12 protein-coding genes and 1 riboswitch are annotated in these 12,012 nt (G+C 39.2%); of the genes, 11 read left to right on the plus strand and 1 reads right to left on the minus strand.

The features are described 5' to 3' along the window. From AC06OU_RS09375 to sufB, 4 genes are all read left to right on the plus strand, one after another. On the plus strand, positions 1-275 hold a 275-nt coding region (locus AC06OU_RS09375), incomplete at its 5' end, for a SufD family Fe-S cluster assembly protein (protein ID WP_475855394.1). After that, positions 275-1,507, plus strand: a complete 1,233-nt coding sequence (locus AC06OU_RS09380) for a cysteine desulfurase (protein ID WP_475855395.1) — start codon at positions 275-277, stop codon at positions 1,505-1,507. The genes AC06OU_RS09375 and AC06OU_RS09380, both read left to right, overlap by 1 nt. Continuing rightward, the gene (sufU, locus tag AC06OU_RS09385) at positions 1,497-1,931 is read left to right on the plus strand and encodes a Fe-S cluster assembly sulfur transfer protein SufU (RefSeq protein ID WP_169359632.1); all 435 of its coding nucleotides are present in this window, start codon (positions 1,497-1,499) and stop codon (positions 1,929-1,931) included. The genes AC06OU_RS09380 and sufU overlap by 11 nt, the downstream gene beginning before the upstream one ends. A gap of 21 nt (positions 1,932-1,952) precedes the next feature. Then, positions 1,953-3,350: a Fe-S cluster assembly protein SufB gene (sufB, locus tag AC06OU_RS09390; RefSeq protein ID WP_475855397.1), complete on the plus strand. Its 1,398-nt coding sequence runs from the start codon at positions 1,953-1,955 to the stop codon at positions 3,348-3,350. A 141-nt stretch (positions 3,351-3,491) separates the two neighbouring features. Here sufB and AC06OU_RS09395 read toward each other — a convergent pair whose 3' ends face one another. After that, positions 3,492-4,349 (minus strand): manganese catalase family protein, encoded by an 858-nt coding sequence (locus AC06OU_RS09395; protein ID WP_475855398.1) that lies wholly within the window; start codon positions 4,347-4,349, stop codon positions 3,492-3,494. 388 nt (positions 4,350-4,737) lie between these two features. On the opposite strand from AC06OU_RS09395, the gene AC06OU_RS09400 reads away from it, so the two are divergent. From AC06OU_RS09400 to AC06OU_RS09430, 7 genes are all read left to right on the plus strand, one after another. After that, positions 4,738-5,589 carry a DUF72 domain-containing protein gene (locus AC06OU_RS09400; protein WP_475855400.1) on the plus strand — a complete coding sequence of 284 codons (852 nt, stop codon included), beginning with the start codon at positions 4,738-4,740 and terminating at the stop codon, positions 5,587-5,589. Further along, positions 5,590-6,408 (plus strand): sulfite exporter TauE/SafE family protein, encoded by an 819-nt coding sequence (locus AC06OU_RS09405; RefSeq protein WP_169359636.1) that lies wholly within the window; start codon positions 5,590-5,592, stop codon positions 6,406-6,408. A 32-nt stretch (positions 6,409-6,440) separates the two neighbouring features. Next, positions 6,441-7,820, plus strand: coding sequence for a bifunctional metallophosphatase/5'-nucleotidase (locus AC06OU_RS09410; protein WP_475855401.1), 1,380 nt, complete (start codon positions 6,441-6,443; stop codon positions 7,818-7,820). A 42-nt stretch (positions 7,821-7,862) separates the two neighbouring features. Continuing rightward, positions 7,863-8,633: a sporulation protein YunB gene (gene yunB / locus AC06OU_RS09415; RefSeq protein ID WP_169359637.1), complete on the plus strand. Its 771-nt coding sequence runs from the start codon at positions 7,863-7,865 to the stop codon at positions 8,631-8,633. Between the two features lie 50 nt (positions 8,634-8,683). Next, a riboswitch (Lysine riboswitch) is annotated at positions 8,684-8,868 on the plus strand. An 88-nt stretch (positions 8,869-8,956) separates the two neighbouring features. Further along, positions 8,957-10,528 carry a Na+/H+ antiporter NhaC family protein gene (locus tag AC06OU_RS09420; protein WP_475855403.1) on the plus strand — a complete coding sequence of 524 codons (1,572 nt, stop codon included), beginning with the start codon at positions 8,957-8,959 and terminating at the stop codon, positions 10,526-10,528. Between the two features lie 69 nt (positions 10,529-10,597). Then, positions 10,598-11,545, plus strand: coding sequence for a lipoyl synthase (gene lipA, locus AC06OU_RS09425; RefSeq protein WP_298468811.1), 948 nt, complete (start codon positions 10,598-10,600; stop codon positions 11,543-11,545). Between the two features lie 21 nt (positions 11,546-11,566). Beyond that, positions 11,567-11,908: a YutD family protein gene (locus AC06OU_RS09430; protein WP_475855405.1), complete on the plus strand. Its 342-nt coding sequence runs from the start codon at positions 11,567-11,569 to the stop codon at positions 11,906-11,908. Positions 11,909-12,012 lie beyond the last annotated feature (104 nt).

Genomic DNA, 12,012 nt, shown 5'->3' on the forward strand with positions numbered 1-12,012 from the left:
AGCAAGAATCTCGTGTTCTTATGTTAAGCGAAAAAGCTCGCGGAGACGCTAACCCGATTTTATTAATCGACGAGGACGATGTAACAGCAGGTCATGCTGCATCTGTTGGTCGAGTTGACCCACTTCAGCTGTACTACTTGATGAGTCGTGGTATTTCTAAACAAAATGCAGAGCGTCTAGTAATTCATGGATTCCTTGCACCAGTAGTAAATGAACTACCAATCGAAGGCGTGAAGAAACAGCTGACGGAGGTAATTGAAAGGAAAGTTCGCTAATGCTCAATATAAAAGAGATTCGAAGCTATTTTCCAATTCTTAATCAAGAAGTTAATGGTCATCCACTTGTATATTTAGATAGCGGAGCTACTTCTCAAAAGCCGATTCAAGTCATTGAGGCTATTAGAAAGTACTACGAATTTGATAACTCCAACGTTCACCGTGGTGTGCATACACTTGGTAACCGAGCAACGGAAAGTTATGAAGGTGCCCGTGAAAAGGTTCGTAACTTTATCAATGCTAAATCAACGAAGGAAGTAATTTTCACTCGTGGTACAACTACTGCCATCAATACAGTGGCAAAAAGCTATGGGCTTGCGAACGTAAAAGAAGGCGACGAAATTGTAATCACGTATATGGAGCATCACTCGAACATTATTCCTTGGCAGCAACTAGCGAAGGAAACGGGAGCAACGCTTAAATATATTGACTTAGAAGAAGATGGTACACTATCTTTGGAAAAAGTCCGTGAAACAATTACAGAAAAAACGAAAATAGTATCGGTCGTGTACGTATCTAATGTATTAGGCACGATGAATCCTATTAAAGAGATTACTCAAATCGCACATGCACATGGAGCTGTAATGGTAGTGGACGGGGCACAAGCTGCTCCTCACTTGAAGCTTGATGTACAAGCGTTAGATTGTGATTTCCTTGCTTTTTCTGGACACAAAATGTGTGGACCTACGGGTATCGGCGTTCTTTACGGGAAAGAGGCTTTACTTGATGCAATGGAGCCAATTGAATTTGGTGGAGAAATGATTGACTTTGTAGGCTTACAAGAGTCTACATGGAAGGAGCTACCTTGGAAGTTTGAAGGTGGAACGCCAATCATTGCCGGAGCAATTGGTTTAGCTGCTGCTATAGATTTTCTGGAAGAAATCGGTTTATCTGAAATCGAAAAACATGAGCATGAGCTAGCTGCCTATGCTATGGAAAAAATGTCAACAATCGAAGGCTTAACGATCTATGGACCTCAGGATCCGTTGAAACGAGCTGGAATTGTTACATTTAATTTAGATGAAGTACATCCTCACGATGTCGCAACAGTCCTAGATATGAATGGTATTGCTATTCGTGCAGGACATCACTGTGCGCAGCCACTTATGAAGTGGTTAAAAGCTACTGCAACTGCTAGAGCAAGCTTCTACATTTATAATTCTGAAGAGGATGTAGATCTTCTCGTTGCCGGCCTACGCACTGCTAAGGAGTATTTTGGAGATGTCTTCTAATTTAGATCAATTATATCGACAAGTTATTATGGATCATTACAAAAATCCTCGCAATAAAGGTAGTATTGAGGATGGCGCATTGACAATAGACATGAATAACCCAACCTGCGGAGATCGTATCCACTTGACTATTCAAGTAGAGGATGGCGTTGTACAAAATGCAAAATTCGATGGTGAAGGATGTTCCATTTCCATGTCTTCTGCATCAATGATGACGCAAGCGATCAAAGGTAAAAATATAGATGAAGCGCTTAAGCTTTCTCAAATCTTTTCTGATATGATGCTTGGAAAGGAATATGACGATTCTATTGACCTCGGAGATATCGAGGCTTTAAACGGCGTATCTAAATTTCCAGCACGTATCAAATGTGCAACTCTTGCATGGAAAGCAATGGAAAAAGGCGTTTCAGAAGAAAAGAAATAAAATCAGAACGGAGGAAATACGATGGCAAAAAAAATGCCTGAAATTGGTGATTACAAATATGGCTTCCACGATAAAGACGTATCCATTTTCCGTTCAAAACGTGGTTTAACGAAAGATATCGTTGAAGAAATTTCCCGTATGAAAAATGAACCACAATGGATGTTAGACTATCGCTTAAAAGCATTAGAAATTTTTTACTCTAAGCCAATGCCACAATGGGGCGGAGATCTAGAGCCACTAAATTTTGATGAAATCACATATTATGTAAAACCATCTGAACAAACTGAAAAATCTTGGGATGAAGTACCAGAAGAAATCAAAGCAACTTTTGATAAATTAGGTATTCCTGAAGCAGAACAAAAATACCTTGCGGGTGTTTCTGCACAGTATGAATCTGAGGTTGTTTACCATAACATGAAGCAAGAGCTTGAAGACTTGGGAATCGTATTTAAAGATACTGACTCTGCACTTCGTGAAAACGAAGATCTTTTCAGAAAACACTTTGGTACAGTAATCCCTTCTTCTGACAACAAATTTTCTGCCCTTAACTCAGCAGTATGGTCAGGTGGATCATTTATCTATGTACCACCAGGCATAAAAGTGGATACTCCACTTCAAGCATACTTCCGTATTAACTCAGAAAATATGGGTCAATTCGAACGTACACTAATCATTGTTGATGAAGGTGCTTCTGTACATTACGTTGAAGGATGTACGGCTCCTGTTTACACAACTAACTCACTTCACAGTGCAGTAGTTGAAATTATCATCAAAAAAGATGCTTATTGCCGTTACACTACTATCCAAAACTGGGCAAACAACGTATATAACTTAGTTACAAAACGTGCTGTTTGTGATGCTAACGCAACTATGGAATGGATTGATGGTAACATTGGTTCTAAGCTTACAATGAAATATCCAGCAGTTATCCTTAAAGGTGAAGGCGCACGTGGAATGACACTTTCTATCGCTATCGCTGGTAAAGGACAACACCAAGATGCTGGTGCTAAAATGATGCATTTAGCTCCAAATACTTCTTCTACTATTGTTTCGAAATCTATTTCTAAACAAGGTGGTAAAGTAACATACCGTGGAATCGTTCACTTTGGACGTAAAGCAACAGGAGCACGTGCTAACATTGAATGTGATACTTTAATCATGGATAATCAGTCTACTTCTGATACAATTCCATACAACGAAATCTTGAACGATAATATTTCTCTAGAGCATGAAGCGAAAGTTTCAAAAGTGTCAGAGGAACAATTATTCTACTTGATGAGTCGTGGACTTAGTGAAGAAGAAGCAACTGAAATGATCGTAATGGGCTTCATCGAGCCATTCACAAAAGAACTTCCAATGGAATATGCAGTAGAAATGAACCGTCTGATCAAGTTTGAAATGGAAGGTTCTATCGGTTAATAAATTCAATTATCAAGTCGTTCCAATTGTGTGCGACTTGATTATCTTAGAGAAGGCGAACTTTATAGTTCGTCTTCTTTTTTTTATAGAAATAATACGTAAAAATTCCCTAATCACATTAGTGACTAGGGAAAAGTTAATTTAGTTATTCATATCTTGAATGCCAGGACTATGTTCATTTGGCATATCAGGCATTAAAGGTACTGGAAATCCTTTTGGAGGATCAACTACGGAAAGTGTGCCATCGTTCCGGCTCGGGGACTGACCTTGGAATATTTCGCCTATGCGAGTAGGGTCTAGCCTAAAGTTGAATTGTGCATTATGGTATCCCATCTCTACATATTTTCTGCATTCTGGGTATTTATTTATATCGTAGTTCGGTACAGGGAATAGCTTGCCCCAATCCACGCCTAACGTTTCTAAAGCTTTAGCAAATGCGTTTTGATGAGCATTATCTCTCACAATAAGGAATGCTAGTGTCTCTCTGAACGTTTTGTTAGAGCTCATTTCATAAATACGTGTTTTTTGTAGCACACCTGTCGACTCTAGGACAAGGTTATTTAGCAAATCGGCAATCAGGTTCCCATGTGAGTATACCCAAGATCCGTTCCAAGGGTTCCCAGCTGCATCAAAAGGAATAGATGCCTGTGCACCAATGATGAAATGATGTGGATTCGCATGTCTCGTAGCATCATTTAACGGTGCGTTGTCTACTCCAGCGTTACCTGGAACAGCGGATTCACCGGAATTATTTAGAAGTTGATTGATCGTGTTTTGTACTAGCTCTACATGTGCGATTTCCTCTAGGAAAATTCCGCGGAGTAAATCTCTAAATTGAGTGTCTTTCCCTCGGAAATTTGAGCTTTGAAAAAAGAATTGCATCATAGTTCTCATCTCACCATAATGGCCACCTAGTATTTCTTGTAGTACTCTCGCTGCTTCCGGATCTGGACGGTCAGGCATAATGGGGTTTATTAGTTCCTCTTTATAGTAATACATGCTAGCTCCTCTTTTCTGGATTCATATTAGATTATACTTTCGTGCATGTTTTATTTTGTACTAATAAAAGAGGTTTATTCATTAAAAAAAGATTTTCATTGAAAGATATCTGGGTTTATATAAACTAAGTAGTAAGACAATATAATTGTTTTGTGGGAGGAAATAAAAAAAGCCTTTAGCTAAGGAACTTTAACATCTAGCGCAACACTTTACAGATTATCTGCAACACTTTATTTTCCCGCAACAGTTCGAATAATATGCGCAACACCTTGCAGATTTCCCGCAACACTTAGTTTTGCGGAGCAATAACACTTTCCATCAACTCATTTTTTTGTCTGTTTGATGAGGGAAATGATATGATAATTAGTAATAATGAAGAGGTGGTTTGATGATTAAAATTGGGTTAACTGGTTGGGGGGATCATCCAGATCTTTATGTTTCTTCGTCTAGGGAGAAGCTGCAGGATTATAGTGCGCATTTTCCGATTGTCGAGTTGGATGCGTCGTTTTATGCGATTCAACCGCAGCGAAATATAGAAAAGTGGATTCGTGAGACTCCTGATAATTTTCAGTTTATCGTGAAAGCCTATCAAGGGATGACAGGGCATTTGAGAGGGGAGAATCCGTTTAAGTCCCCAGAGGAAATGTTTGAAAGTCATCGTCAGATGCTTGGGCCGCTTAAGGATGCGGGGAAGCTTGCGATGGTGCTTGTTCAGTTTCCACCTTGGTTTGAGTGTGAGAAGGATAATGTGCAATATATGAGAAGAATTCGAGAGGAGCTAAAGGATTTTGAGGTGGTCATTGAGTTTCGCCATCAATCCTGGTATCTTCCGGAGTATAAAGATTCGACTCTTCAATTTTTAAAGGATAATAATTTTCATCATAGTGTCTGCGATGAGCCACAGAATGGAGAAGGCAGCATACCTGTAGTGCCGGTTGCTACTTCTGATAAAGTGTTGGTCCGTCTACATGGGAGAAACTTTTATGGGTGGAAGAATCCAGGAAATAACGAAAAGTGGAGAGAAGTCCGCTATTTATATGATTATAATGAGCAGGAGCTTGCTTATATTCAGTCAGTTTGTGAGGTTTTAGCTAAGCAGGCTTCCGAAGTGCTTGTTGTATTCAATAATAACTCTGGTGGTCATGCTGCTAAAAATGCTAAAGCCTTTCAGCAAATGCTTAACATAGAGTTTGATGGACTTGCGCCTAAGCAATTAAATCTTTTTGAAGGAGATTTTTAAATGGAGTGGTTTTTATTAGTGCTTAGCGGTCTTTTTTCAGGGACGATCGGTGCCTTAGTAGGGTTAGGCGGTGGGGTAATTTTAGTGCCTGCTGTACTTTTCCTTGGTACCACGCTCGACTTAATCCCGAATATTACGCCGCAAAGTGTCGTAGGTTTATCTGTTGTTATGATGATTTTTATTGGTCTGTCTTCTACACTTTCATATATGAAGTCTAAGACGGTGGATTTTAAAAGTGGATTTATATTTTTTATAGGAAGTATTCCGGGAACCATTTTAGGTGCTTGGGTAAACAAAGGATTAGATCTCCCTTCGTTTAACCTATACTTTGGTATATTGCTTGTCATTTTATCCGTTCTTTTACTAGTTCGTAAATATTTGAAGCCGGTGCAATGGTTTGTCAAGCATGGCAAGAAGCGTACCTTTGAGGATGGGGAAAATACATATGTATATGGATATCCAGTCTGGTTTGCACTAGCTTTAACCTTTTTTATAGGTTTTGCCTCTGGATTATTTGGAATCGGTGGAGGTTCGATGATTGTGCCTGCCATGATTCTATTGTTTCTGTTTCCTCCTCATGTGGCCGTGGGAACTTCTATGTTTATGGTATTTTTATCGTCCATTGTCAATTCTGCAACGCATATATCTTTAGGAAACGTACCATGGCTATATACGATACCTGTCATTCCTGCTGCATATATTGGAGCAAAGATTGGTGCTAAGCTGAATAAAAAGCTAAATTCAGAAACGCTTGTTACAGCACTTCGAATAGTACTGCTATTGCTAGGAATAAGATCTATTATAGATGGGCTGTTTTAATAAAGGCGAGCGATAGCCCGCATAAAAAAGAGGTGAGAAAGCTGAGAGAGACCATTCATATTTATCATACAAATGATTTGCATAGTCATTTAGAAAATTGGCCGTCTATTCATCACTTTCTCTCTGAAAGACGTAAAGAGCACGCAAGCGAAGCCTCTCTTACTTTAGATATCGGCGATCACGTGGATCGTTCGAATATATACACGGAGGGAACGCTTGGGAAGGGAAACGTGAAGCTCTTAAATGATGCCGGATATGATTACGCCACGATTGGAAACAATGAAGGGATCACATTGAGTCACGAAGAATTGGATTCGTTATATGAACAGGCCGATTTCGAGGTTATAGTTTCTAATTTTACGGATTTAGAAGGGAATATCCCTAGGTGGGTGAAGCCTTATAAAATTCATCAGACGCCCTCTGGAATTCGAATTGGGATTATAGCTGCTACTGCGGATTATAGTGTTTATTATGAAAAGCTTGGGTGGAGATTGCAGGATCCTCTTTCTAGACTGCAGGCCGTTGCTGAGCAGATTTCTCCTCATGTCGATATCCTTATTTGTATGTCTCATTTAGGAAAGTCCAAGGATGAAGAACTATGTGAGTTGATACCCTCTCTGGACCTAATTTTAGGCGCTCACACGCATCATTTGTTCGAGGACGGGAAAATGATTGGGAATACATTGCAGGCCGCTACAGGGAAATTTGGGATGTATGTGGGCTATGTGAATTTAGAGTACGATCATTCCTTGCAACGTGTTGTTTCTAAAAAAGCAGTTGTATTTCCTACAGCTGAGCTGCCTGTCCCTAAAAATGCAGGGCACACAAGGAAAGAGTGGGAGAAAATTGGAAAAGAACAGCTATCTTATGCTGTTTTTCATAGTAATTCAACCTTAGAGAAAGAATGGTTCAACCATTCAAGTTTAGCGAACTTCTTCGGCAAGGCATTGCTTTCCTATACAAATGCGGATTGTGCCATGTTCCCAGCAGGGATTTTCCTGACGGATTTGCCTAAAGGGCCAGTAACTGCATGGAATTTACATCAATGTCTGCCACATCCCATCAATCCATGTATTGTTACACTAAGCGGAGCAGAGCTACTTGAAGTGATTGAGCTTGCCAAAAATGAAAAATGGCCTACCTTAGAAGTAAAAGGTCTCGGGTTCCGAGGAAAATATTTGGGCGCCATTTTGTATGAACGGATTGAAGAAGATGTAGATGGGAAACCACTCATTAAAGGGGAGCCGTTAATGTTAAACGATACGTATAGGCTGGCGACGCTAGACATGTTCACATTTGGATTTTTCTTTCCTTCTTTTAAGACCGCGAAAAAGCAATATATTATGCCGGAAACTATACGAGATGTTGTAAAATGGTATGGAATACAGGAAGAGAATAAATGTAGGGCATAATAGACCTCCTCGTTACATAAAAGTAATGAGGAGGTTTTTTCGTTGTTTTATCGCAAAAAGAAGAAGCGTTTCATATTTTTTAGCACTCAACGCAAATTAGCCATCTTTTTAACATGCTTTTTATTGTCAGTGGCTTACGTATTTTATTACATAAATGCGCAACTGACCCCAACCTATCTACAATATGCTGAAGTGCAAACTAATAAGATTGCCTCTATGGTAATAAGTAAGGCGATCAACTCGCGTACAGCAAATGTTCTAGATGTAAACGATATTATTGAAGAGGTCCCTTCAGATAGTAAAAATATGGTCACAACTAAATTCAATACAGAAATTATTAACCGAGTGCTATCTGATACAAATAGTTTGGTTCAATCTCATCTAGAGCAAGCGGAGCAGGGAAATCTTTCTAGTCTTCCTTACTTGGATGATATTGAGTATGATAAGCAAACAATGGAGGATCAAGGCGGGGTTGTATTCTTTGTTCCGATGGGGCAAGCAACGAATATTCCCTTAATCGGAAACCTTGGTCCGAAAATACCTATTCGATTCCATGTGATCGGAAACGTTCAGTCAAATGTGGTGCCCACTATTACCGAGTTCGGTATTAATAATGCGTATGTAGAAATTAGTATCCACATTAAGGTGAATGTACAAATCATCGTCCCGCTTGCTAGTAAAATGAGTGTTGTGGAACAGAATATACCGGTAGCTATGGGTCTAGTACAAGGGCAGGTTCCACACATTTATACAGGTGGGGATGGGTCGGCTGCTCCATCGGTGGAGGTACCTATACCGTTACCGGAAGATTAAAAAAACTTCATTTTTCTTAAATTACTGTTAGAATAGATAAAAATGAATAATAAATAGGTAGAGGCCGCATTGCTTAATAGTATGTTACGGGAGGGTGACTCCGTTGATCGTAATAGAAAGGAAGTTTTGCCGAAACTGAGTATGTCTAGTCAATGGATGCTTAGTTGGGGTTATTTTGAACAAGAATAACACTGTCATTTATATGGGGACATGTAAATGGGGAGCTACACAAGTGAAATAAAGTGTTATAACTAAAATTTCATGTATAAGCCAACCTATAAAATACTATAGGTTGGCTTTTTTATATTTAAGGAGGAACAGTTTTGGAGAATACAATTTTTTCGTTAGTGCCACCGCTACTGGCTATCATCATGGTTTTAGTGACTAAAAGAGTTTTGTTATCCTTAGGAGCAGGTATTCTTTCTGCAGCCTTACTAGTAGAGGAATTTAGCCCTGTTGGATCTTTGTTAATGTTATGGGATTCCTTTAAAGTCTCTTTTTGGGATGGGGGATTAAATGTATATAATATTTATATTTTATTGTTCATTCTCTTGTTAGGTGTAGTAACCGCTTTTGTCAGCCTGTCAGGAGGAAGCACGGCTTTCGCTAATTGGGCGATCAAACGTATTAAAACAAAAAGAGGCTCTAAACTATTAACAGCCTTTTTAGGAATCATTATTTTTGTGGACGATTATTTTAATGCATTAGCAGTAGGACAAATTGCAAGACCAATTACGGACTCGCATAAGGTTTCACGTGCAAAGCTAGCCTATTTCATCGATTCTACGTCTGCACCGATATGTGTAATCTCACCAGTTTCTAGCTGGGGAGCATTTTTGATCAGCCAGCTAGGTGTTATTTTCACAACACATGCTGTAACAGAATACACTCCGCTAGAAGCTTTTATCACAATGGCACCAATGAATTTCTATGTTATAGCTACTTTAGCGATGGTGTTCTTTGCCGCATGGACAGATTTTGATTTGTTTGAAATGAAGAAGCATGAAAAACGTGCGAAGGAAACAGGAGTATTATTTGATCCAAATAAAACAAATCCGGGAGATATGGATGGAGATTTTCCTGACAATCAGTATGGGAAGGTTATCGATTTATTGCTTCCAATCATCTCTTTAGTAGTGGTGACGTTAGGGTTGATGTTCTGGACAGGCTATCAGTTGTCCGGTGGAATTTTAGATATATTTGTCATCTTTGAAAACACAGATGTTCCTTTATCGTTATTTATAGGTGGATTGATAGCAAGTATTTTATCCTTCCTGTTGTACGCGCGCCAATTCAAGGTTAACCCAGATGCTAATATGAGCTACGTATGGAAGGCTTTACGTACAGGTGTTCAATCTATGCTTCCTGCCATTATGATTCTTGTATTCGCATGGGCATTGTCTTATCTAATTACAGCATTAGAAACAGGTGCATTTCTTGCAACGATTGTTACAGAAAACAATGTTCCCGTAGGTATTATTCCAGTTCTAATGTTTGTGCTGACGGCCTTCATGGCTTTCGCTACAGGTTCTTCGTGGGGGTCGTTTGGAATCTTGCTTCCAATTGGTGCAAGTATTATCATGGCAATCGATCCGCAGCTATTGCTACCAGTATTAGCAGCAGTATTGGCAGGAGCAGTTTTTGGAGATCACTGTTCACCAATTTCGGACACTACTATTATGTCAGCTACAGGAGCTGGAGTTAATGTTATTGATCATGTGATGACACAGCTGCCGTACGCAATTATTAGTGCAATAATAGCTGCAATCGGATACTTAGTATTAGGATTGACAGGCTCTGTCATGATAGGATTAATAACAGTAGTAGGAATCCTCATTCTATTATTTGGGTTTTGGACCCTTAGTAATAAAAGTGGGAACAAGCATTCTATTTAGCTTTTTTAGAAGGTTGTTTGAATTCAAATAATATGGTACATTGACAACAGTGAAGTCAGATTATTTGAAATGGGGGATGGAATCGTGACATCATGTAAGCCACCAAAAGAACAGCATGAGCGCAAGCCTGAATGGCTCAAAATAAAGCTAAATACGAATGAAGATTATAAAGGCTTAAAAAAACTAATGCGCGAAAACAATTTAAATACTGTGTGTGAAGAGGCAAGATGCCCTAATATTCATGAGTGCTGGGGATCTCGTCGTACAGCTACATTTATGATTCTTGGAGCAGTTTGTACAAGAGCATGTCGCTTCTGTGCAGTAAAGACTGGACTTCCAAATGAACTAGATTTAGCGGAGCCAGAACGTGTGGCAGATTCAGTAGTTATTATGAATCTTAAGCATGCTGTAGTAACGGCTGTAGCAAGGGATGACTTAAAAGATGGCGGCTCAGAGGTTTTTGCAGAAACGATCCGTGCAATTCGAAGAAAAAATCCTTTTACTACAATTGAAGTGCTTCCTTCGGATATGGGGGGCATTGAGCAAAACATCCGTAACATTATGGATGCGAAGCCAGATATCCTGAACCATAATATTGAAACGGTACGTCGATTGACTCCAAGAGTTAGAGCACGTGCACAATATGACCGTTCATTGGAACTATTGAAGCGTGCAAAAGAAATGCAGCCAAGCATTCCTACAAAGTCATCGTTAATGCTAGGTTTAGGGGAAACGTTTGAAGAAATCATTGAGGTTATGGATGATTTACGTGCAAATAACGTTGATATTATGACAATTGGTCAATATTTGCAGCCTACGAAAAAACATTTAAAGGTTCAAAAATATTATTCTCCAGCTGAGTTTGGAGAATTGCGTAAGATAGCAATGAGTAAGGGCTTTTCACATTGTGAGGCAGGCCCACTTGTTAGAAGTAGCTATCATGCAGATGAGCAAGTAAATGCTGCTGCGAAGCAAAGACAGCAACAAGGTGAGGAATTACTAGCTGTTCAAGAGTAATAGCTAATGGATGGTGAATGTATGATAATAGCAGAAGGCTTCACTTATGAAGTAATAGAAGATTACCGAGAAGCATTTAAAGAAGAAGCTTTTTTGGAGCGTTACAGTGAGATTTTAACAAAGTATGATTATATTATGGGAGACTGGGGATATGGTCAGCTTCGCCTAAAAGGGTTTTTCGAGGATCGTAACCAAAAGGCAACATTTGATACGAAAATTAGTACGATGAAGGATTATTTGTACGAGTATTGCAATTTTGGCTGTGCTTATTTCCTTGTTAAAAAAACAGGTGTGGCTCCAAAACCAGTAGTTTTAGAGCTAGTAAAAGATAAACAAGAAAACCTTGAGCAGGATCAGTTATGATCTAGCTCAAGGTTTTTTTCTGTAGTAGAGTTATCATGAAAAGTAGGGTTCTGAGTCATAATAATACCCTTTGGCTTTCTGCAGAACAAGCTTCTTGAGGTGAG

The organism is Psychrobacillus sp., assembly GCF_056205495.1.